The following is a 22018-nucleotide window of genomic DNA, read 5'->3' as shown; positions in this document are numbered from 1 at the left end:
GACCTTTAAAAGTCTTCACATGCTTAGGAGTGCCGTGACACGTCTCTTCACGTCCGAATCGGTCACGGAGGGCCACCCGGACAAGATCGCCGACCAGATCAGTGACGGCATTCTCGACGCGCTGCTCGCCCAGGACCCGCACAGCCGGGTCGCGGTGGAGACGTTGATCACCACCGGTCAGGTGCACGTGGCCGGCGAGGTGACCACCAAGGCGTACGCCGACATCCCCACCATCGTCCGCGAGACCATCCTCGGCATCGGCTACGACTCGTCGAAGAAGGGCTTCGACGGCGCGTCCTGCGGCGTCAGCGTGTCCATCGGCGCCCAGTCGCCGGACATCGCCCAGGGTGTCGACAACGCCTTCGAGCTGCGTACCGGCGGGTCGGAGAGCGCGCTGGACGCACAGGGCGCCGGCGACCAGGGCATGATGTTCGGCTTCGCCTGCTCCGAGACGCCCGAGCTGATGCCGCTGCCGATCGCGCTGGCGCACCGGCTGGCCCGGCGGCTCGCCGCGGTCCGCAAGGACGGCACGATCCCGTACCTGCGGCCGGACGGCAAGACGCAGGTGACCATCGAGTACGACGGGCTGCGCCCGGTCCGGCTCGACACCGTCGTCGTGTCCAGCCAGCACGCGGCGGACATCTCGCTGGAGTCGCTGCTCACCCCGGACATCCGGGACCACGTCATCGCCCCGGAGCTGGAGAGCCTCGGCCTGGAGACCGACGGCTACCGGCTGCTGGTCAACCCGACCGGGCGGTTCGAGATCGGCGGCCCGATGGGTGACGCCGGCCTGACCGGCCGGAAGATCATTGTGGACACGTACGGCGGGTACGCCCGGCACGGCGGCGGCGCGTTCTCCGGCAAGGACCCGTCGAAGGTCGACCGGTCGGCCGCGTACGCGATGCGCTGGGTGGCCAAGAACGTGGTCGCCGCCGGGCTGGCCGAGCGGTGCGAGGCGCAGGTCGCGTACGCGATCGGCAAGGCGCACCCGGTGAGCCTGTTCATCGAGACGTTCGGCACCGAGACCGTGCCGGTCGCCTCGATCGAGAAGGCCGTGGCCGAGGTGTTCGACCTGCGTCCGGCCGCCATCATCCGGGACCTGCACCTGCTGCGCCCGATCTACCAGCAGACCGCCGCGTACGGCCACTTCGGCCGGGAACTGCCGGAACTGACCTGGGAGGGCACCGACCGGGCCGCCGACCTCAAGTCGGCCGCGGGAGCCTGACCGCCACCACGCGCCGCGACCGGCGACCCGCACCGGGGTCGCCGGTCGCGCGCGTCTGCGTGGACGTGCCGCTGCCCCACCTGGACCGGCCCTTCGACTACCTGGTGCCGGAGGCGCTCGACGCCGACGCCCGGCCCGGCGTGCGGGTGAAGGTGCGGTTCGCCGGGCAGCTCGTCGACGGCTGGCTGCTGGGCCGCGCCGAGTCGTCCGAGCACCCGAAGCTCGCGTACCTGGAGAAGGTCGTCTCCCCGGTGCCGGTGCTCTCCCCGGACGTGGCCCGGCTGGCCCGCGCGGTCGCCGACAGGTACGCCGGCAGCCTCGCCGACGTGCTCCGGCTGGCGGTGCCGCCCCGGCACGCCCGCGCCGAGAAGGCCGTCACCGCCGCGGACGCGCCGACCACCGCCGCGCCCCCCGGCGTACCGCCCGGGACCGCCGACGCGGACGCCCGGGCGGAGGTGGATCCGCGCGGCTGGCGGGACTACCCGGCCGGGCCGGCGCTGCTGCGCGCGCTCACCGAGGGCAAGCCCGCCCGCGCGGTCTGGTCGGCGCTGCCGGGTGAGGACTGGGCCGACCGGTACGCCGACGCGGTCGCCGCCACGGTGGCCGGCGGCCGGGGGGCCGTGGTCGTGGTGGCCGACGCCCGTGACCTGGACCGTCTCGACGCGGCCCTGACCGCCGTGCTCGGCGCCGGACGGCACGTCCGGCTCACCGCCGCCGACGGCCCGGCCCGCCGCTACCGGAGCTTCCTCACCGCCCTGACCGGAGACGCGGAGGTGGTGATCGGCACCCGGGCGGCGATGTTCGCCCCGGTGCGGCGGCTGGGCCTGGTGGCGATCTGGGACGACGGCGACGACCTGCACGCCGAACCGCGCGCGCCCTACCCGCACGCCCGGGACGTCCTGCTCACCCGGGCGCAGCTCGGCGACACCGCCGCGGTGGTCGGCGGGTACGCGCGTACCGCCGAGGCGCAGCTGCTGGTCGAGACCGGGTGGGCGCGCGAGGTGGTGGCCGACCGGGCGGTGGTGCGCGCGCGTACCCCGGCCATGGCGCCCACCGGCGACGACCCGCAACTGGCCCGCGATCCCGGCGCGGCCTCGGCGCGGCTGCCGAGCCTGGCCTGGACCACCGCCCGGGACGCGCTGCGCGCGGACCTGCCGGTGCTGGTGCAGGTGCCGCGCCGTGGGTACGTGCCGTCGGTGGCCTGTGCCGACTGCCGCGCCCCGGCCCGCTGCCCGCACTGCGCCGGGCCGCTCGCGCTGCCGTCCGCGCAGGGTACGCCCGCCTGCCGCTGGTGCGGCCGGGTGGCTGCCGCGTACGCCTGCCCCGAGTGCGGCGGGCGGCGGCTGCGCGCCTCGGTGACCGGCGCCCGCCGGACCGCCGAGGAGTTGGGCCGCGCCTTCCCCGGCGTGCCGGTGCGTACGTCCGGGCGGGAGGAGGTGCTCGCGGCCGTGCCGGGCGGGGCCGGGCTGGTGATCGCCACCCCGGGCGCCGAGCCGGTCGCCGACGGCGGCTACGGCGCGGTGCTGCTGCTCGACTCGTGGGCGCTGCTGACCCGGGCCGACCTGCGGGCCGGCGAGGAGGCGCTGCGGCGGTGGACGGCCGCCGCCGCGCTGGCCCGGCCGGGCACTGCCGGCGGCCGGGTGGTGGTGGTCGCCGACGGTGCGCTGGCTCCGGTGCAGGCGTTGCTGCGTTGGGACTCCGCCTGGTTCGCCGCCCGGGAACTGGCCGAGCGGCGGGAGCTGGGCTTCCCGCCGGCGGTGCGGATGGCGAGCGTCACCGGCGCGGCCGAGGCGGTGGCCGACCTGCTCGCCGGCGCCCGGCTGCCGGGCGACGCCGAGGTGCTCGGCCCGGTGCCGGCCGACGAGGGCCGGGAGCGGATGCTGGTCCGCGTGCCCCGGTCCCGGGCCGCCGCGATGGCCGAGGCGCTGCACGCCGCCGCCGGGCAGCGCAGCGCCCGCAAGGCGGCCGAACCGGTACGCCTCCAGGTCGATCCGCTCATCCTGTTCTGAGCGGAGGCGTCCGTGTGACACTGCGCACGCGGGCCCTCGCACACGGTCGTGAGCTGGGGTTTGACGCACACCTTGTCCGGCAGTCGAGTAGCGGGCGGTGATAGCATCGCCCGTCATGCCAAGCTGCGCGGTTTCCCCGCGCGGGACGCGGCGCGGCGGGTGCCAGAGCACGTCGGGCCGACACTCGATGTCGTCAGTCAGCCGGTGAGCAGGGATGGACCACTCGTGACCGTTCGTCAGTCGATCGTCTTCAACGGTGACCTCGGCAGTGGTAAGAGCACCGTCTCGGTCGAGATCGCCGAGCGGCTCGGGCTGCGCCGGGTCAGCGTCGGCGACCTCTACCGCCAGATGGCCCAGGAACGGCAGATGACCGCCCTCCAGCTCAACCTGCACGCCGAGCTGGACCAGGCCGTCGACGGGTACGTCGACCAGCTCCAGCGCGACATCGCCGCCTCGGGTGAGTCCCTGGTCATGGACTCCCGCCTGGCCTGGCACTTCTTCACCGACGCGCTCAAGGTGCACATGATCACCGAGCCGACCGAGGCGGCCCGGCGCGTGCTGGCCCGCCCGTCCGGCCCGGCCGAGAGCTACACCTCGCTGGAGGAGGCGCGGGCCAAGCTGCGCGAGCGCAGCGAGAGCGAGCGCGGCCGGTTCATCGTCCGGTACGGCGTGGACAAGGCCCGCCTGCGCAACTACGACCTGGTCTGCGACACCACCCGGGCCAACCCGGAGCAGGTCATCGCGCACGTCATCGACGTCTACGAGGGCCGCCTGGGCGCGGAGGTGCTGCGCGCCGGCCAGCCGTTGCTGCTGCTCGACCCGAACCGGGTGTACCCCACCGAGGACGTGTCGGCGCTGCGCGGCCTCTGGGACGCCGACGCCGACGCCGGGACGGCCGGCAGCGGCGAGGAGCCGGAGCCGCTGAGCATCGGCTACACCGGCGAGTACTTCTTCGTCGTCGACGGGCACCGGCGGCTCAGCGCGGCGGTGCGTGCCGGGCTGCCGATGGTCCCGGCCCGGCTGGTCGCCGAGGTGGAGGAGCCGGTCGTCGGCGGGATCAGCGCGCTCGACTTCTTCACCGCGCAGGCCCGCCCGGGGCTGATCCACGACTGGGAGGACGCGCACGGCATCACGCTGCCGCTGCCGGAGCACGCGCTGCTCGGCGGCGGTCCGGTGCTCGCCGGGGAGCCGGGCGCCGGCGTCTGACCGCACGGGGACACCGCCACCTCACCGTGACGGGTTGACTCCGGTCTGGCAGCACGGAGCATGATGAGGGTCTCCGATGCCTGGGAGGCGGATTCGTGGACCCTGCCGACGCGCTCGCGCTGCTGATGTCCCCCGAGGGTCGACTCGACCCCTATCCGACGTACGAGCGGCTGCGCGCGCACGGCCCGGTGGTCCAGGCCGGGCCGGTCTTCTACGTGGTCACCGGCTACGCCGAGGCCGACGCGGTCCTGCGCGACGCCCGGTTCGGCGTGACCGACGACGTGGTGCGAGACCAGCTCATGCCCGGCTGGCGGGAGAGCCCGGCGGTGCTGTCGATCTCCCGGTCGATGCTGCGCACGAACCCGCCCGACCACAGCCGGATGCGGCGGCTGGTCGCCGGCGCGTTCACCCCGCGCCGGATCGCCGCCATGCGGGACGTGGTGCGGGCGCAGGCCGACGGGTTGGTCGACGGGATGCTCGCCCCCGAGGGGCCGGTCGACTTCATGGCCGCGTTCGCGTACCCCCTGCCGGTCGGCGTGATCTGCGCGCTGCTCGGCGTGCCGGCGGCGGACCGGCCGCTGTTCCGGCGCTGGGCCACCGACCTGACCGGCGTGCTCGAACCGGAGATCACCGCCGACGAGCTGGCCGTGGCCGACCGGGGCGCGGCCGAGCTGCGGAGCTACTTCACCGAACTGGTGGCGGCCCGCCGCCGGGCCCCGGCCGACGACCTCACCACCGCGCTGGTCCAGGCCCACGACGGCGGCGACCGGCTCTCCGGCGACGAGCTGCTGGCCAACCTGATCGTGCTGCTGGTGGCCGGTTTCGAGACCACCACCAACCTGCTCGGCAACGGGCTGGTGGCGCTGCTGGACCATCCGCGGGCCGCGGCGGCGCTGCGCGACCGGCCCGACCTCGCGCCCGCGTACGTCGACGAGCTGCTGCGCTACGACTCGCCGGTGCAGCTCACCTCACGGATGAGCACCGCGCCGTCCCGGTACGGCGACGTGGACCTGCCGCCGGAGAGCTGGGCCATCGTGCTGCTCGGTGCGGCCAACCGTGATCCCCGCCGCTATCCCGATCCGGCCCGCTTCGACCCGTGGCGGGCGCAGAGCGCGCCGCTCTCCTTCGGCGCCGGCCCGCACTACTGCCTCGGCGCGGCGCTGGCCCGGCTGGAGGCGCAGGTGGCGTTCCCGCTGCTGCTGCGCCGGCTGCCCGGGCTGGCGGTGGCGGGCCGGCCCGAGCGGCGGGTCCGGCTCACCCTGCGTGGTCACGCCACGCTGCCGGTGCGCGTGGGGCGTCAGGCGGCCCCGGTCACCGTTCCCGGTACGCGACCCGGGGCGGCCGGGCCGACTCCGTAGACTGGACGGGCATCGTTCGACCCAGACAAGGAGCAACGCCGAGTGACCGTTCAGCCCATCCGTCTGTTCGGCGATCCGGTGCTGCGCACACCGGCCGACCCGGTCGTCGACTTCGACGCCGAGCTGCGCAAGCTGATCGCCGACCTGACCGACACGATGCGCGAGCAGAGCGGCGCCGGTCTGGCCGCGCCGCAGCTCGGGGTGGGCCTGCGGGTGTTCACCTTCGACGTCGACGACGTCCTCGGTCACCTGGTCAACCCGGTGCTGGAGTTCCCCGACTCCGAGGAACAGGACGGCCCGGAGGGCTGCCTGTCCATCCCCGGGCTCTACTTCGACACGAAGCGCCGGCAGAACGTGATCGCCAAGGGCTTCAACGGCTACGGCGATCCGGTGCAGATCGTCGGCACCGGCCTGATGGCCCGCTGCGTGCAGCACGAGACCGACCACCTCGACGGGGTGCTCTTCGTCGACCGGCTCGACCCGGCCGGCCGCAAGGAGGCCATGAAGGCGATCCGCCAGGCCGAGTGGTACGACCAGGCCGCGCCGCCCACCGTCAAGCTCAGCCCGCACGCCGCCGGCAACCCGTTCGGCCTGGGGCGGTGACCCGGATGCGCCTGGTCTTCGCCGGCACGCCGGCTGTCGCCGTACCCGCCCTGGACGCGATCGCCGCCTCCGGGCACGAGCTGCTCGCCGTGCTCACCCGGCCCGACGCCCCGGCCGGGCGGGGCCGGGGACTGGCCCGCTCGCCGGTCGGCGCGTGGGCCGACGCGCACGGCGTCGAGGTGCTCACCCCGGCCCGCCCGCGCGAGCCGGAATTCCTCGACCGGCTGCGCGAGCTGGCGCCGGACTGCGTACCGGTGGTCGCCTACGGCGCGCTGGTGCCGCCGGTGGCGCTGGAGATCCCCCGGTACGGCTGGATCAACCTGCACTTCTCGCTGCTGCCCGCCTGGCGCGGCGCCGCTCCCGTGCAGCACGCCGTGCTGCACGGCGACGAGCTGACCGGGGCCAGCGTCTTCGAGCTGGAGGAGGGGCTGGACACCGGCCCGGTCTACGGCACCGTCACCGACGAGATCCGTCCCGCCGACACTTCCGGTGATCTGCTGGAGCGGCTCGCGCACTCCGGCGCCGGGCTGCTGGTCGCGGTCCTCGACGCGATCGGCGCGGGCACCGCCCGGACCGTGCCGCAGCCGGCCGACGGCGTCTCGCTCGCCCCGAAGCTCACCGTGGAGGACGCCCGGGTCCGCTGGGCCGACCCCGCGTTCGCGGTCGACCGGCGCGTCCGCGCCTGCACGCCCGCGCCCGGACCGTGGACCACGTTCCGCGACGACCGGGTCAAGCTCGGCCCGGTCACCCCGCTGCCCGACGGCCCGGAGCTGAGGCCGGGGGAGCTGCACGTGGAGAAGTCCGGCGTGCTCGTCGGCACCGCCACCACGCCGGTGCGCCTCGGTGAGGTGCGCGCCGCCGGTAAGAAGGCCATGGCCGCCGGTGACTGGGCGCGCGGCGCCCGGGTCACCGCCGGCGAGGTGTTCGCGTGACGGGGCCGTCGCGCCCGGACCGGCCCGTCGAGGGCGAGCGCCCCCGGGGGTACGCGCGTGAGCGCGGTGACCGGCGCGGCGGGGATCGGCCGGGTGGCGACCGGCGGGGCGGGGACCGGTTCGGTGGGGACCGGCGGGGCGGGGACCGGTTCGGTGGGGACCGGCGGGGCGGGCGTCCGGCCCGCCCGGCCGTCGACCTGCCCCGGCAGATCGCGTACGAGGCGATCGCGGCGGTGCACCGCGACGACGCGTACGCCAACCTGGTGCTCCCGGCGATGCTGCGCGAGGCCGGGCTGACCGGCCGGGACGCCGCGTTCGCCACCGAGCTGACCTACGGCACGCTGCGGCACACCGGCACGCTCGACGCGGTCGTCACCGACGCGGCCGGGCGGGACGTGCAGCGCATCGACCCGCCGGTGCGCGACGCGCTGCGGCTCGGGGCGTACCAGATCCTGCACACCCGGGTGCCCGCGCACGCCGCGGTGTCGTCCACCGTCGACCTGGTCCGGTCCGTGGGACCGGGTGCCACCGGGTTCGCCAACGCGGTGCTGCGGGAGATCACGAGCCGGGACTCCGACGCCTGGGTGGCCAAGCTCGCCCCGGCGCAGGAGACCGACCCGATCGGGCACCTCGCGCTGGCGTACAGCCATCCGCAGTGGATCGTGCGGTCGTTCGCCGAGGCGCTCGGCGGCGACATGGGCGAGACGACCCGGCTGCTCATCGAGGACAACGAGCGCCCGCCGGTGCACCTGTGCGCCCGGCCCGGTCTGGCCGATCCGGTGGCGCTCGCCGACGAGGTGGGTGGCGCACCCGGTGCGTTCTCGCCGTACGCGGTGTACCTGCCCGGCGGCGCGCCGGGTGACCTGCTGGCGGTGGCCGACGGCCGCGCGCACGTGCAGGACGAGGGTTCCCAGCTGGTGGCGGACGCGCTGGCGGCGGCTCCGCTGGACGGCCCGGACGGCCGCTGGCTGGACCTGTGCGCCGGTCCGGGCGGCAAGTCCGGCCTGCTCGGTGCGCTCGCCGCGACCCGCGGCGCGCGGCTGACTGCGGTCGAGGTGGCCGAGCACCGGGCGCGACTGGTCGAACAGGCCACCCGCGGGCTGCCGGTGACGGTGCTGAACACCGGCGGGCGCAGCGTGGGCAGCGACCCGAAGCTGCCGGAGGGGCACTTCGACCGGGTGCTCGTGGACGCGCCGTGCACCGGGCTGGGCGCGTTGCGCCGCCGCCCGGAGTCGCGGTGGCGCCGCCAGCCGTCGGACCTGCCGCCGCTGACCCGGTTGCAGCGCGAACTGCTGACCGCCGCGCTGCGGGCGGCCCGGCCGGGTGGCCTGGTGGCGTACGTGACGTGCTCGCCGCACGTGGTGGAGACGCACGTGACGGTGACCGAGGCGGCCCGGCGGTGCGGCTTCGGCGTCGACTTCGTCGACGCGCGGCCGTTGCTGCCGGCCGGCATGCCGGGTCTGGGTGACGGCCCCACGGTGCAGCTCTGGCCGCACCGCCACGGCACCGACGCCATGTTCCTGGCGGTCCTCCGCCGGGTCTGAGCCCACCTCTCCCGCATTCGATCAAGGAGTTCGTGTCCTGGGGCCGCCGTGCCCGGGACGCGAACTCCTTGATCGTCATGCGGAGAAGTCGGGGAGGGATGGAGCGTGTGCGGCATCCCGGTGGGGGGAGGGGGTCGGTGGGATGTGACAGCCCGTTGACTGTTCGATCGATACATGTAACTGTTCCGATCGCCGGTCCCGGCACCCCCGCCCGCCGAACCCCCACGAGGAGTCTCCATGAGACGCAGAACGCCGACCACGAGCCTCGCGCTCGCCCTCGTCGCCACACTGGCGACGGCGAGCCTGGCCGGCACCGCCTCCGCCGCGCCCGCCCCGGCCCTCGCCCCGGCCCCCGCCCCGGCCGTCGCCGCGCTCGCCGCCCCGGACGTCTCCCTGAGCAACATCCAGGCCCACCTCACCCAGTTCAGCTCCATCGCCAGCAGCAACGGCGGCAACCGGCGGTCCGGCTCGGCCGGCTACACGGCGTCGGTCAACTACGTCAAGAGCAGGCTCCAGGCCGCCGGCTACACGATCTCCGAGCAGTACTGCACCACCTGCACGTACCCGGGCAACAACCTGATCGCCGAGTGGCCGAAGGGCCCCTCCGACCAGGTCGTCATGTTCGGCGCGCACCTGGACGGCGTCGCCGCCGGCCCCGGCATCAACGACAACGCCTCCGGTTCGTCGGTGCTGCTGGAGAACGCGCTGGTGCTGGCCGCGCAGAACCCGACCATGACAAAGCGGGTCCGGTTCGCCTGGTGGAACGGCGAGGAGCAGGGCCTCCAGGGCTCCAAGCACTACGTCAACCAGCTCAGCTCCACCCAGCGCGGCTACATCAAGGGCTACTACAACTTCGACATGGTGGGCTCGCCCAACGGCGGCTACTTCATCAACCGCATCACCTCGGCCACCGCGGCGCCGCTGAAGGCGTACTGGGACTCGCTCGGCATCTCGCCGGAGGAAAACACCGAGGGTCAGGGCCGCTCGGACGACTACTCGTTCGCCAACGTCGGCATCCAGACCTCCGGCTACGCGGCGGGCGCCAGCTACACCAAAAGCTCGGCGCAGGCCGCCAAGTGGGGCGGCACCGCAGGTGCGGCGTACGACGGGTGCTACCACCGCTCCTGCGACAACAGCAGCAACATCAACACGACCATCGTCAACCGGGCCGCGGACGGCGTCGCGTACGCGATCTGGCAGCTCGCGGTCGGCGGCGGGACGCCGTCCAACGACTTCTCCGTCTCGGTGAGCCCCACCTCCGGCAGCGTCGCCCGGGGCGGCTCCACCACCGCCACCCTCAGCACCGCCACCACCGCCGGCAGCGCGCAGACCGTGGCGCTGTCCGCCGGTGGCGCGCCGAGCGGCGTCTCGGTGAGCTTCAGCCCGTCCTCGGTCACCTCGGGCGGCTCGGCCACCATGACGGTCACCGCCTCGGCGTCGGCCACCACCGGCACGTTCACACTCACCGTGACCGGCACCGGCTCGGCCACCCGCACCGCCAGCTACACGCTCACCGTGACCGGCGGGAGCGGCGGTTGCACCGGCGGCCAGCTCATCGGCAACAGCAGCTTCGAGTCCGGCACCACGCCGTGGACGGCCAGCTCCGGCGTGATCACCAACAGCTCCAGCCAGGCGGCCCGCACCGGGTCGTACAAGGCGTGGCTGAACGGGTACGGCACCTCGCGTACCGACACGCTGTCCCAGCCGGTCACGCTGCCGGCCGGTTGCGCCAGCTACACGTTCTCGTTCTGGCTGCACATCGACACGGCCGAGACGACCGGCTCGATCGCGTACGACAAGCTGACCGTGCAGGTCGGTTCGACCACGCTGGCCACGTACTCGAACCTGAACAAGGCCGCCGGCTACACCCAGCGCACCTTCAACCTGGCCGGGTACGCCGGTCAGACGGTCACCCTGAAATGGACCGGGGTCGAGGACTCCTCGCTGCAGACCAGCTTCGTCGTGGACGACGTGACGCTGCAGGTCGGCTGAGTGGTCCCGGGCGGGGCCGGTGCCGGTGCCCGCCCCGCCCGGGTCTCAGGTGATCGGCAGCGCCTTGGCGCCCGCGCCCTTGACCGACCGGGTCAGCGAACGCTCGGAGACCCACAGGAAGCACTGCACGCCCCGGTCGCCGTCGCGCCACTGCTCCTCGAAGGGGTGGTAGATGATGGTGCCGGCCCGGTACTGCATGTTGCCGTCGTTCGGCAGCTTCGCGTACTTGGCGATCAGACCCCGGCAGGCCTTGTGCGTGCGCAGCGGCGTGCGCTCGAACTCCGCGTAGCTGATGTCCGGCGCCTGGTAGACGCCGACGAACTCGGCGTGGTGCCTGGTGGTGCAGGCCACCGGGCGCATCGACTGCACCTCGTCCTTGCTCAGTTTCGGGTTGTAACAGCCGAGCGCGAGCTTCGAGCCGGGCTTCAACGCGCCCCGCAGGCTGCCGGTGCGCTGGGTCACGGCGCCCTCGTCCAGATCGGCGATCTCGGCGAGGTCGCAGCGGTACCAGCGGGCCCCGCCGGTCCACGCGAGCGCCGAGGGGAACACCACCGACAGTCGCAGCCGCCCGCCGCGCCAGTCCGCGCCGACGGCCCGGGTGACCTGCCGGGCGCAGTCGGCGTGCGCGGCGCGCATCCCGGCCGAGCCGGTACGCGGCGGCGCGGAACGCTCCGCCTCCGCACCGGTCATCGTGCCCACGTGCAGCGTCTCGGTGCGGTGCGGGGCGGCGCAGTCGACCGGCTGGTAACCGCTCAGGTAGCCGACGTCGGCGACCGTGGGATGACAGGCCCCCGCCGCGGGCACGAAACCGACCGGCGCGGCGAACGCGGGCCAGTCGTCGACCAGGTCCCGGTCCACTCCGGCCGGCGCGGCACAGCTACCGAGCGCCAGCGCCAGCGCCGCCCCCATGATGACCGCCACCCGCCGTCGCCGCATCCCGACCGACCTCCCCGCGCATCCGGCGCCGCCCGGCCGACCGGTACGCCTCGGCGGTGCAGCATACGGCAGCCGCTCAGGTGATCGGGAGTCCCTCGGGCCCGGCGCCGCGCACCGAGCTGTTCAGCTTGCGGTCGTCGCTCCACAGGAAACAGCGCACGCCCCGGTCGCCCTCCTCCCACTCGCGCTGCGACGGCGGATAGAAGATGGATCCAGCCCGGTACGGCAGCTCGGCGTTGTCCGGCACCTCGGCGAACGCGGCGATGAGCGTCATGCAGCGCCGGTGCGTGGCGGGTGCGCCCCCGGTGAACTCCGCCCAGCTCATGTCGCGTTCCTCGTACACGCCGACGAACTCGGCCCGGTGCGGTTCGGTGCACAGCACCGGGGCCATGTAGTTGAGGTTCTGGCCGATCAGCTTCGGGTCGAAGCACCTGTGCACCAGCGGGTTGTCGCCGACGAGCGCGCCGCGCAGGCTGCCGACCCGGTTGACCGGGCGGGTGTTGTCGATGCTGTCGGTCTCGGCGATGTCGCAGCGGAACCAGCGGGCACCGGACGTCCACGCGGTGACTGTGGGCAGGGCGATGTTCAGCGTCAGCCGGGCGGCGTGCCAGTCCCCGCCGATCATCTCGCGGGCCTGCTGGTCGCACTCGACGCGCGCGGTCCGCAGCGCCGGTGAGCCCGGTTCCGGGCGCACGCCCTGCGCGGCCGGCCCGCTGAACCGGCCGACGTGCACGGTCTCGGCGAGGTGGCTGCCCGCGCAGTTCACCGTCTCGTACGTGGCCGCGGCCACCACTGTGCTCAGCCGGGGCAGGCACGCCTCGGTCGCCGGGACGAACAGTTGCGGCGCCGGCAGCGCCGCCCAGTCGTCGACCAGGTCGCCGTCGGCCCGGTGTGTCTGCGCGCATCCGGCGAGCACCGCAGTCGCGGCGCCGGCCAGCGCGAGCACGTGGAGCCACCGTCGCATCGTCCGCCCCCTCCGGGAGAGATGACAGCCGGTCGTCGCAGGCCCGACCGGCGTCCCCCGCGCCCGGGCGTGCAGCATACGTGACCGTCCCCGTAGGAGTTTCGTCATCTTCCACTCGATCGGCCAGTCGCCGGCGACTATTCGTGCCGATTCTCTCTCCCGACGGGCGGATGGTGCACCGCCGGTGAATTGAGCATCACCACCTGTCACTCCGGGAGGCGTGCCGTGACCTCCGGATCACCCCGTTCGTACACTGGCCCGGTGACCGTACCGCCGCCGATCGTCGCGCCCAGCATCCTGGCCGCCGATTTCGCCCGCCTCGCCGACGAGGTCCGTGCCGTGGAGTCCGCCGCCGACTGGCTGCACGTGGACGTCATGGACAACCACTTCGTGCCCAACCTGACCATCGGGCTGCCGGTGGTGCAGAGCCTACGCGCCGTCACCGGCATCCCGTTCGACGTGCACCTGATGATCACCGACCCGCTCCGCTGGGCCCCCGGGTACGCCGACGCCGGGGCGTACAACGTCACGTTCCACGCCGAGGCGTGCGACGACCCGGTGGCGCTGGCGAAGGACCTGCGGTCGGCCGGGGCGAAGGCGGGGCTGGCGATCGACCGGGACACCCCGATCGAGCCGTACCTGGAGCTGCTGCCGAGCTTCGACACGCTGCTGATCATGACGATCAAGGCCGGCTTCGGCGGCCAGCGTTTCCTGCCGCAACTGCTGGACAAGGTGCGCGCGGCCCGCCGACACGTCGACAGCGGGCACCTGGAGCTGCGCATCGAGGTCGACGGCGGCATCGCCGCGGACACCATCGAGCAGGCCGCCGCGGCCGGTGCCGACGCGTTCGTCGCGGGCACCGCCGTCTACGGCGCCGACGATCCCGCGGAGGCGGTACGCCGCCTGCGGGGCCTGGCGGAACGCGCGATGACCGGGGCCTGAGATGGACCCGTCCGGCGAGCGACCCGACGTGATCCTCGTCGTCGACGACGACGAGGACATCGCCCGCTTCGTCGAGTTCAACCTGCGCCTGCACGGCTTCGAGGTGCTGCACGCCGCCGACGGCCAGGAGGCGCTGGAGGTCATCGAGCGGCAGCGGCCCGACCTCGCGGTGGTCGACCTGATGATGCCCCGCATCGACGGGCTGGAACTGACCCGGCGGCTGCGCGCCGACCCGATGACCTCGGCCCTGCCGGTGATCATGCTGACCGCGAAGGGGATGACCCAGGACAAGGTCAACGGGCTCAGCGTCGGCGCGGACGACTACCTGGTCAAGCCGTTCGACACGCTGGAACTGGTGGCCCGGGTCAACTCCACGCTGCGGCGCAACAAGGAGTTCCGGGAGGTCTCGCCGCTGACCGGGCTGCCCGGCAACAGCCGGATCCGGCGGGAGATCAGCGACCGGGTACGCAACGGCGTCGACTACGCCGTCGGCTACATCGACATCGACCGGTTCAAGAGCGTCAACGACCGGTACGGCTTCGTGCGCGGCGACGAGTTCATCTCTGCGCTGGCCCGCAGCCTGCACCGGGCGGTGGTGTCGATCGGGCTGCCGCCGGCCTTCCTCGGCCACGTCGGCGGCGACGACTTCGTCATCGTCTGCGCGCCCAGCCAGGTCCGGCCGCTGACCAGCCGGGCCGTCGTCGACTTCGAGAAGGCCGCCGACGCGCTCTACGACGCCACCGACCGGGAACGCGGCTTCGTCGAGCTGAAAGACCGGCGCGGCAACATCCGCCGCGCCGCGCTCGTCACGCTCTCCATCGGCGTCTCGCTGTCCGATTCCGGCAAGCGGTTCACCGACCCGCTGGAGGCGATCGCGGTGGCGTCGGAGATGAAGACGTTGGCCAAGAGCCAGCCCGGCTCGTACGTGGCGGTGGACCGCCGGCGTGGCGTCACCTGAGGCGGTCCTGTGAGGTAGCTCGCCTCTGTGGCGCGCGCCCGGGCGGAACGTGTAAGACTTCCCGTATACCCACCACGCGCTGGCGGGGCTCGGTGAAATTCCGAACCGGCGGTGATCCACGGTCCGACCGTGGTAAGCCCGCGACCCGGACGGCTTCGGCCGGACGGTGGACCTGGTGAGAATCCGGGGCCGACGGTTGGGGTGCGGCTCGTCCGCCCCCAGAAAGTCCGGATGGGAGACAGCGCGCGGAACGGGGGAGGCCCCTGCCGGCCGCTGAGCACTCTCAGCTGCCGCGTGGGCTCCCCGGGGTCGGCGTCGCCGTCCCCGGATTCTCCGCCGCCGCGTGCCCGCGGCCGTCGTGGCCGTTCCTCCCCACCCGCCCGCGCGCGACCGGCGAGCGGGAGGACAGGCGGCCATGGCGAGCGTCTCCGTCGACGAGGCGATGCGTCGTGCCATCGAACTGGCCGGGCGCGGCCTCGGCGCCACGAGCCCCAACCCGGTGGTCGGCTGCGTGCTGCTCGACGCCGACGGCGAGGTCGTCGGCGAGGGCTTCCACGCGTACGCCGGCGGCCCGCACGCGGAGATCGTCGCGCTGGCCCAGGCCGGCACGCGCGCCCGCGGCGGCACTGCGGTGGTCACCCTGGAACCCTGCGACCACACCGGCCGCACCGGCCCCTGCAGCCACGCGCTCATCGCCGCCGGGGTGTCCCGCGTGGTGATCGCGGTCCCCGACCCCAACCCGGTCGCCTCCGGCGGCGCGGCCACGCTGCGCGCCGCCGGGGTCCAGGTCGCCCTGGGGGTACGCACGCAGGAGGCCGAGGCCGGCAACGTGGCCTGGCTCACCTCGATGCGCCGCGGCTGGCCGTACGTGATCTGGAAGTACGCGGCCACGCTCGACGGACGGTCCGCCGCGGCCGACGGCACCAGCATGTGGATCACCTCCGAGGCGGCCCGGATCGACGTGCACGCGCTGCGCGGCACCGTCGACGCGGTGCTCGCCGGGGTGGGCACCGTGCTCACCGACGATCCCCGGCTGACCGCCCGCAACCTGCGCGACGGCACGCTCGCCATCCGGCAGCCGCTGCGGGTGGTGGTGGACAGCTCCGGGCGTACTCCGGCCGACGCCCGGGTCCGCGACGGTGCCGCCCGCACGTGGATCGCCACCGCCGCGGAGGTCGGCGCCGGGCCGGACGGCCGGGTCGACCTGGCGGCGCTGCTCGCGGAGCTGCACCACCGGGGTGTGCGGGCCGCGCTGCTGGAGGGCGGGCCGACGCTGGCCGGCGCGTTCCTCGCCGCCGGCATGGTCGACCGGATCGTCGGGTACGTCGCGCCGAAGCTGCTCGGCGCCGGCCCGGCCGCGCTGCTCGGCGCCGGCGTGAGCACCATCGCCGACGCCATCGATCTGGAGATCACCGACGTTACGCGGGTCGGTCCCGACCTGCGGATCACCGCGCTGCCCCGGAAGAGGGAGGGCTGACATGTTCACCGGCATCGTCGAGGAACTGGGCGAGATCGTCCGGAGTGCCGAGACCGGCGACGACTCCGCGCTGGTCGCCATCCGCGGCCCGCTCGTCACCTCGGACGCCCGGCACGGCGACTCGATCGCCGTCAACGGCGTCTGCCTCACCGTGGTCGACGTCGACGGCGGCGTGTTCACCGCCGACGTGATGGGCGAGACGCTGCGCCGCACCGCGCTCGGCGCGCTGCGCCCCGGCGACCCGGTCAACCTGGAACGGGCCGCCGCGCTCGGCAGCCGCCTCGGCGGGCACCTGGTGCAGGGGCACGTCGACGGCGTCGGCGAGGTCGTCGCCCGGGAGCCCGCCGCGCAGTGGGAGACCGTGCGGTTCCGGCTGCCCGCCGATCTGGCCCGCTACGTGGTGGAGAAGGGCTCGATCACCGTTGACGGCGTGTCCCTGACCGTCGCCGAGGCGGGCGACGACTGGTTCTCCGTCGGCCTGATCCCGACCACGCTCAAGCTCACCGTGCTCGGCACCAAGCAGATCGGCGACCCGGTCAACCTGGAGGTCGACGTGCTGGCCAAGTACGTCGAGCGGCTGCTCGGCGACCGCGGCGCGGGGGGTGCCCGGTGATGGGCCCGCTCGGCTGGCTGCTCGACGCCCAGGTGCACGTGGCCGGTTCGCCGGTGCTGGTCCGGGAGATCGTCGGCAACGTCTTCGGCCTCGCCTCGGCGCTGCTCGGGCTGCGCCGGGTGGTCTGGGCCTGGCCGGTCGGCATGATCGGCAACGCGCTGCTGCTCACCGTGTTCCTCGGCGGCGTCTTCGTCACCCCGCAGGCGCACGACCTCTACGGCCAGGCCGGCCGGCAGGTCTTCTTCTTCGCCGTCAGCCTGTACGGCTGGTGGCGCTGGTCGCGCAACCGGCGCGCCGGTGGTGGGGACCAGCCGGCCGTGGTGCCGCGCTGGGCCACCTGGCCGGAGCGGCTCGGCCTGCTCGTGGCCGCCGCGGTCGGCACCGCCGTCGCGTACCCGGCGCTCGCCGCGCTCGGCTCGTGGGGGCCGCTGCCTGATGCCTGGATCCTGGTCGGCAGCCTGCTCGCCACGTACGGCATGGCCCGCGGCTGGGTGGAGTTCTGGCTGATCTGGATCGCCGTCGACGCGGTCGGCGTACCGCTGCTGCTGCGCGGCGGCTTCTACCCGTCGGCCGCCATGTACCTGGTCTACGGCGCGTTCTGCGCGGCCGGCCTGTACAGCTGGTGGCGCACCTCCCGGGCCGTCGCGACCGCGCCCGCCCCGATCCCGGCGACGTACACGGAGGCCGTGGCATGAGCACGTTCGGTTCGATCGAGCAGGCGGTGGCGGACATCGCCGCCGGGCGCCCGGTGGTGGTGGTCGACGACGAGGACCGCGAGAACGAGGGTGACCTGATCTTCGCGGCCGAGCTGGCCACGCCGGAGCTGGTCGCGTTCATGGTCCGCTACACCTCCGGCTACATCTGCGTGCCGCTGACCGAGGACGAGTGCGACCGGCTGGACCTGCCACCGATGCACCACACGAACCAGGACCGGCGCGGCACCGCGTACACGGTGACCGTGGACGCCCGGGAGGGCGTCAGCACCGGCATCTCGGCCGCCGACCGGTCGCACACCATCCGGCTGCTCGCCGGCGCCGCGACCGGCCCGACCGACCTGGCCCGGCCCGGTCACGTGGTGCCGCTGCGCGCCCGCGCCGGCGGGGTGCTGCGCCGCCCCGGGCACACCGAGGCTGCGGTGGACCTGACCCGGCTGGCCGGTCTGCGCCCGGCCGGGGTGCTCTGCGAGCTGGTGAACGACGACGGCACCATGATGCGCCTGCCGGACCTGGAGAAGTTCTGCGCCGAGCACGGGCTGACGCTGGTCACCATCGCGGACCTGATCGCCCACCGGCGGCGCACCGAGAAGCAGGTCGAGCTGGCCGCCGAGGCGCGGATGCCCACCCCGTACGGCGTGTTCCGGGCGCTGGGCTACCGCGCCGAGCACGACCCGGCCGAGCACGTCGCGCTGGTCACGGGCGACCTCGGTGACGGGCGGGACGTGCTGGTCCGGGTGCACTCCGAGTGCCTCACCGGCGACGTGTTCGGCTCGCTGCGCTGCGACTGCGGGCCGCAGTTGCAGGCCGCGCTGGCCCGGGTCGCCGCGGAGGGCCGCGGGGTGGTCCTCTACGTGCGCGGGCACGAGGGCCGGGGCATCGGCCTGCTGCACAAGCTCCAGGCGTATCAGCTCCAGGACCAGGGCCGCGACACGGTGGACGCGAACCTCGACCTGGGTCTGCCGGCCGACGCCCGCGACTACGGCACGGGCGCGCAGATCCTCTACGACCTGGGGGTCCGGTCGATGCGGCTGCTGACCAACAACCCGGCCAAGCGGGCCGGGCTGGAGGGGTACGGCCTCACCGTGACCGGCCGGGAGGGGCTGCCGGTGCGGTCCAACCCGGAGAACGTGCGCTACCTGCGCACCAAGCGGGACCGGATGGGTCACCTGCTGGACGGACTGGACGAGGTGACCGAGGCGCCGATGGGCCGCCCGGTCGCCGGTGACGAGATCGGAGCGTAGGGCGATGGCGGGTTTCGGTGAGCCGGGCGTGACCGCTGTGGACGCGTCCGGCATGACGGTCGGCGTGGTGGCCGCCCGCTGGCACGGCGACCTGACCGACCACATGACCGAGCGTGCGGTGGCCGCCGCCCAGGCGTGCGGGGCGCGGGCCGTGGTGGCCCGGGTGGCCGGCTCGGTCGAACTGCCGGTGGTGGCCCAGGCGATGGCCCGCCGTTTCGACGTGGTCGTCGCGCTCGGCGTGGTGGTACGCGGCGCGACGGCGCACTTCGACTACGTCTGCCAGTCGGTCACCGAGGGGCTGACCCGGGTGGCGCTGGACGAGGGCAAGCCGGTGGCGCACGGGGTGCTCACCGTCGACACCGTCGAGCAGGCTCGGGACCGGGCCGGGCTGCCCGGCTCGGCCGAGGACAAGGGGTGGTCGGCGACGGTGGCGGCGCTGGACGCAGCCCTGGCCGTCCGCGCCCTGGGCGCCCAGTCCGCCCACCGCGTCGGCTTCGCCTGACCCACCCGGCCCGTCACCCGGGGCGGCTGGAAGAATCGCCTTCCGTGAAGACGTTCGAGGAGTTGTTCGCCGAGCTGCAGGCCAAGGCCGCCGCCGGCACCCCGGGCTCGGGCACTGTCGAGGCGCTCGCCAAGGGCGTGCACTTCATCGGCAAGAAGGTCGTCGAGGAGGCGGCCGAGTCGTGGATGGCCGCCGAGCACGAGGGCCCGGAGCGGGCCGCCGAGGAGATCTCCCAGCTGCTCTACCAGGCGCAGGTGCTGATGCTCGCCACCGGCCTGGAACTGAAGGACGTCTACCGACATCTCTGAGTGCCCGTCCGCTGATCGTCCGATCGAACGAAGGAGCACTCCCATGCTGCGTGTCGCAGTACCCAACAAGGGCGCCCTGGCCGAGAAGGCCGCCGGGATGCTGCGCGAGGCGGGCTACCGCCAGCGCACCGACCCGAAGGACCTGGTCTGCCGGGACGAGCCCAACGACATCGAGTTCTTCTACCTGCGCCCCAAGGACATCGCCACCTACGTCGGCTCCGGCGACCTGGACGTCGGCATCACCGGTCGCGACCTGCTGATCGACTCCGGCGCGCCGGCCGAGGAGGTGGTCGACCTCAACTTCGCGCGGGCCACCTTCCGGTTCGCCGCCCGCCCGCAGGACGTGGACGACGTTCGGGAGCTGGGCGGGCACCGGATCGCCACCGCGTACCCGGGTCTGGTCGAACGGCACCTGGCCGAGCTGGGCGTCAAGGCCGACGTGATCCGCCTGGACGGCGCGGTGGAGAACGCCATCCGCCTCGGCGTGGCCGACGTGGTCGCCGACGTGGTGGAGACCGGCGCGACGTTGCGCCAGGCCGGCCTGGTGGTCTTCGGCGAGCCGCTGCTGCGCTCCTCGGCGGTGCTGGTCCGGCGCGCGGGTACGCCCGGCGGCGGGCAGCAGGAGCAACTGTTGCGCCGGCTGCACGGCGTCCTGGTCGCCCGCCGGTACGTGATGCTCGCCTACGACGTGCCGGCCGGCCTGCTCGACCGGGCCAGTTCGCTGACTCCCGGCATCGAGTCGCCGACCGTCTCGCCGCTGCACCGGGAGGGCTGGGTCGCGGTGCAGGCGATGGTGCTCCGGGACGACGTCCACCGGATCATGGACGAGCTGTACGAGCTGGGCGCCCGCGCGATCCTGGTCACGAACATCCACGCCTGCCGGCTGTGAGGCCGCTGCCGCTCCCGGCCGCGCTCGCGGTGGTCGTGGCCGGCGGCGTGGCCTCGGCCGCCCAGGGCGCGATCAACGCCGAGATGGGCGAGCGGACCGGTGACCCGGTCATCGGCGCGGTGGTCAACAACCTCGGCGGCTGCCTGCTGGTGCTGGCCGGGATCGTGGCGCTGCCGTCGATGCGCGCCGGGCTGGCCGGGCTGCGCCGGTCCGGGTTGCCGTGGTGGGCGTACCTCGGCGGGGTGGGCGGCGCGGTGATCGTGCTGGTCGCGCCGGTGGTGGTGCCGGTGCTCGGGGTGGCGGTGTTCACGATCGCCCAGGTGGCCGGCGGCAGCCTCGGCGGACTGGCGGTGGACCGGGTCGGGCTGGCCGCGACCGGGCGGATGCCGCTCACGGTGCCCCGTGTCGGCGGGGCGGTGCTCGGCGTCGGCGCGGTCGCGCTGGCGCAGCTCGGCCGCCCGGTCGGTGACCTGGCGGCCGGGCTGGTGCTGCTCTGCGTCCTGGGTGGGCTGGCGGTGGCCGGGCAGTCCGCGCTCAACGGCCGGGTCGCCGCCTCGGTCGGCCCGGCCGCCGGCCTCGCCGTCAACTTCGCGGTCAGCACGGTGGTGATCGGCGCGGTCGCGGCGCTCACCGGCGCGCTGGCGACCGCGCCCCGCTGGCCCGCCCAGTGGTGGCTCTACCCCGGCGGGCTGCTCGGCGTCGGCATCGTGCTGGCCCTGCTGGTCGGGGTACGCGCGGCAGGGGTGCTGCGGACCGGCCTGGCGCTGGTGGCCGGGCAGCTCGGCGGCGCGCTGCTGCTGGACCTGGCGCTGCCCGGCGGCCCCGGTGTCCGGCTGCCGGTGCTGGCCGGCGCCCTGCTCACGCTGCTCGCCGTGGTGGTCACCGGGCTGCGCCGGCGCGGCCCGGCCCGGGTGGCGGCCGAAGGCGTACGCGAACCGGATGGCAGACTGGTCGGGTGAGCGATTCCGTGGTGACCGTGCGACCCCGCCGCGTCCGGGTCGTCTGCTGGGCCTCGGCCGTCACGCTGCTCGTGGTGTTCAGCCTCGTCGCGACGTCGCTGACCGGCGCCACCGGCAACGGCTACGGCACGTTTCAGCGCGGCGACCAGTTCGCCATGATCGGCCTGGGCGTCTTCGGCGCGCTCGGCTTCCTGCTGTTCACCCGCCCCCGCGTGGTCGCCGACGTCAGGGGCGTCCGGGTGCGCAACGTGTTCAGCTCGTACGAGCTGCCGTGGGAGGTCGTCCGCGGTGTCCGGTTCGACCGGGGTGCCCCGTGGGCCAGCCTGGAGCTGCACGACGACGACCTGCTGCCGATGGTCGCGCTGCAGGCCGCCGACAAGGAGAGCGCCGTCGAGGCGGTACGCGCGCTGCGCCGCCTGCACCAGGCGCACCTGGCGGCGCTGTCCGCCGGCCAGTCGGCACCCCGCTGACCAGCGAGCCCGGTTTGGGCGGGCCTGGGCCGAGGGTGTAGTGTTGCGGAGTCGACCAGACTGCCCCCGTCCCTGACGTGCGGGCGGTCGAGAAGCGGAGCGCCCGCTCCCACCCGAGTCGCCGCCACGGTGGCCGGGTCCGGTCCCCGGTTTCGGGCACGTCCCGGCGCCGGA

At 74.2% G+C, this 22018-nt stretch carries 21 protein-coding genes and 1 riboswitch; of the genes, 19 read left to right on the top strand and 2 right to left on the bottom strand.

The features are described from left to right. Positions 1–34: 34 nt before the first annotated feature. The 8 genes from metK to GA0070215_RS24710 all read left to right on the top strand — a co-directional run bounded on the left by metK (position 35) and on the right by GA0070215_RS24710 (position 10869). Positions 35–1225 carry a methionine adenosyltransferase gene (metK, locus tag GA0070215_RS24745; protein WP_018785082.1) on the top strand — a complete coding sequence of 397 codons (1191 nt, stop codon included), beginning with the start codon at positions 35–37 and terminating at the stop codon, positions 1223–1225. A gap of 59 nt (positions 1226–1284) precedes the next feature. After that, a complete protein-coding gene (locus GA0070215_RS24740; protein WP_091050394.1) occupies positions 1285–3234 on the top strand; it encodes a primosomal protein N' in 1950 nt (649 codons plus the stop codon). A 225-nt stretch (positions 3235–3459) separates the two neighbouring features. Beyond that, a complete protein-coding gene (locus GA0070215_RS24735; RefSeq protein ID WP_091050390.1) occupies positions 3460–4440 on the top strand; it encodes an AAA family ATPase in 981 nt (326 codons plus the stop codon). Positions 4441–4535: 95 nt separating this feature from the next. After that, positions 4536–5798, top strand: a complete 1263-nt coding sequence (locus GA0070215_RS24730) for a cytochrome P450 (RefSeq protein WP_091050387.1) — start codon at positions 4536–4538, stop codon at positions 5796–5798. Between the two features lie 42 nt (positions 5799–5840). Further along, positions 5841–6401 (top strand): peptide deformylase, encoded by a 561-nt coding sequence (gene def, locus GA0070215_RS24725; protein ID WP_091050384.1) that lies wholly within the window; start codon positions 5841–5843, stop codon positions 6399–6401. 5 nt (positions 6402–6406) lie between these two features. After that, a complete protein-coding gene (gene fmt / locus GA0070215_RS24720; protein WP_091050496.1) occupies positions 6407–7333 on the top strand; it encodes a methionyl-tRNA formyltransferase in 927 nt (308 codons plus the stop codon). Continuing rightward, entirely contained in the window at positions 7330–8877 is a 1548-nt protein-coding gene (locus GA0070215_RS24715) for an RsmB/NOP family class I SAM-dependent RNA methyltransferase (RefSeq protein WP_091050380.1), read from the top strand. Before fmt ends, GA0070215_RS24715 begins: the two co-directional genes overlap by 4 nt. Positions 8878–9114: 237 nt before the next feature. Further along, positions 9115–10869, top strand: coding sequence for a M28 family peptidase (locus GA0070215_RS24710; protein ID WP_091050376.1), 1755 nt, complete (start codon positions 9115–9117; stop codon positions 10867–10869). Positions 10870–10914: 45 nt separating this feature from the next. On the opposite strand, the gene GA0070215_RS24705 is transcribed toward GA0070215_RS24710, so the two are convergent. Together GA0070215_RS24705 and GA0070215_RS24700 are read right to left on the bottom strand one after the other, a co-directional pair. Beyond that, positions 10915–11805 carry a septum formation family protein gene (locus GA0070215_RS24705; RefSeq protein ID WP_091050372.1) on the bottom strand — a complete coding sequence of 297 codons (891 nt, stop codon included), beginning with the start codon at positions 11803–11805 and terminating at the stop codon, positions 10915–10917. Between the two features lie 76 nt (positions 11806–11881). After that, the gene (locus tag GA0070215_RS24700; protein ID WP_091050369.1) at positions 11882–12769 is read right to left on the bottom strand and encodes a septum formation family protein; all 888 of its coding nucleotides are present in this window, start codon (positions 12767–12769) and stop codon (positions 11882–11884) included. Positions 12770–13030: 261 nt separating this feature from the next. On the opposite strand from GA0070215_RS24700, the gene rpe reads away from it, so the two are divergent. The 11 genes from rpe (at position 13031) to GA0070215_RS24645 (ending at position 21844) form a co-directional block, all read left to right on the top strand. Beyond that, the gene (rpe, locus tag GA0070215_RS24695; RefSeq protein WP_018785092.1) at positions 13031–13711 is read left to right on the top strand and encodes a ribulose-phosphate 3-epimerase; all 681 of its coding nucleotides are present in this window, start codon (positions 13031–13033) and stop codon (positions 13709–13711) included. Between the two features lies 1 nt (position 13712). After that, positions 13713–14669: a response regulator gene (locus tag GA0070215_RS24690; RefSeq protein ID WP_018785093.1), complete on the top strand. Its 957-nt coding sequence runs from the start codon at positions 13713–13715 to the stop codon at positions 14667–14669. A gap of 74 nt (positions 14670–14743) precedes the next feature. After that, a riboswitch (FMN riboswitch) is annotated at positions 14744–14916 on the top strand. Positions 14917–15084: 168 nt separating this feature from the next. After that, a complete protein-coding gene (ribD, locus tag GA0070215_RS24685; RefSeq protein ID WP_091050365.1) occupies positions 15085–16146 on the top strand; it encodes a bifunctional diaminohydroxyphosphoribosylaminopyrimidine deaminase/5-amino-6-(5-phosphoribosylamino)uracil reductase RibD in 1062 nt (353 codons plus the stop codon). Between the two features lies 1 nt (position 16147). Then, a complete protein-coding gene (locus GA0070215_RS24680; RefSeq protein ID WP_018785095.1) occupies positions 16148–16759 on the top strand; it encodes a riboflavin synthase in 612 nt (203 codons plus the stop codon). After that, on the top strand, positions 16759–17454 hold the full coding sequence (pnuC, locus tag GA0070215_RS24675) for a nicotinamide riboside transporter PnuC (RefSeq protein WP_018785096.1): 696 nt from the start codon (positions 16759–16761) through the stop codon (positions 17452–17454). Before GA0070215_RS24680 ends, pnuC begins: the two co-directional genes overlap by 1 nt. Next, a complete protein-coding gene (locus GA0070215_RS24670; protein WP_026267803.1) occupies positions 17451–18716 on the top strand; it encodes a bifunctional 3,4-dihydroxy-2-butanone-4-phosphate synthase/GTP cyclohydrolase II in 1266 nt (421 codons plus the stop codon). The genes pnuC and GA0070215_RS24670 overlap by 4 nt, the downstream gene beginning before the upstream one ends. A 4-nt stretch (positions 18717–18720) precedes the next feature. Beyond that, positions 18721–19218, top strand: a complete 498-nt coding sequence (gene ribH / locus GA0070215_RS24665) for a 6,7-dimethyl-8-ribityllumazine synthase (protein ID WP_091050362.1) — start codon at positions 18721–18723, stop codon at positions 19216–19218. A gap of 44 nt (positions 19219–19262) precedes the next feature. After that, positions 19263–19526, top strand: coding sequence for a phosphoribosyl-ATP diphosphatase (locus GA0070215_RS24660; RefSeq protein ID WP_013285536.1), 264 nt, complete (start codon positions 19263–19265; stop codon positions 19524–19526). 43 nt (positions 19527–19569) lie between these two features. Further along, positions 19570–20415: an ATP phosphoribosyltransferase gene (gene hisG, locus GA0070215_RS24655; protein ID WP_018785100.1), complete on the top strand. Its 846-nt coding sequence runs from the start codon at positions 19570–19572 to the stop codon at positions 20413–20415. After that, the gene (locus GA0070215_RS24650; RefSeq protein WP_091050357.1) at positions 20412–21374 is read left to right on the top strand and encodes a DMT family transporter; all 963 of its coding nucleotides are present in this window, start codon (positions 20412–20414) and stop codon (positions 21372–21374) included. The genes hisG and GA0070215_RS24650 overlap by 4 nt, the downstream gene beginning before the upstream one ends. Next, entirely contained in the window at positions 21371–21844 is a 474-nt protein-coding gene (locus GA0070215_RS24645; protein WP_018785102.1) for a PH domain-containing protein, read from the top strand. The genes GA0070215_RS24650 and GA0070215_RS24645 overlap by 4 nt, the downstream gene beginning before the upstream one ends. The last annotated feature ends 174 nt before the right edge of the window (positions 21845–22018 follow it).

The organism is Micromonospora marina, assembly GCF_900091565.1.
GTDB classification, from domain to species: Bacteria; Actinomycetota; Actinomycetes; order Mycobacteriales; family Micromonosporaceae; genus Micromonospora; species Micromonospora marina.
The sequence above is the reverse complement of the archived record's forward strand: the minus strand, read 5'-3'. Positions and strand labels throughout refer to the sequence as shown.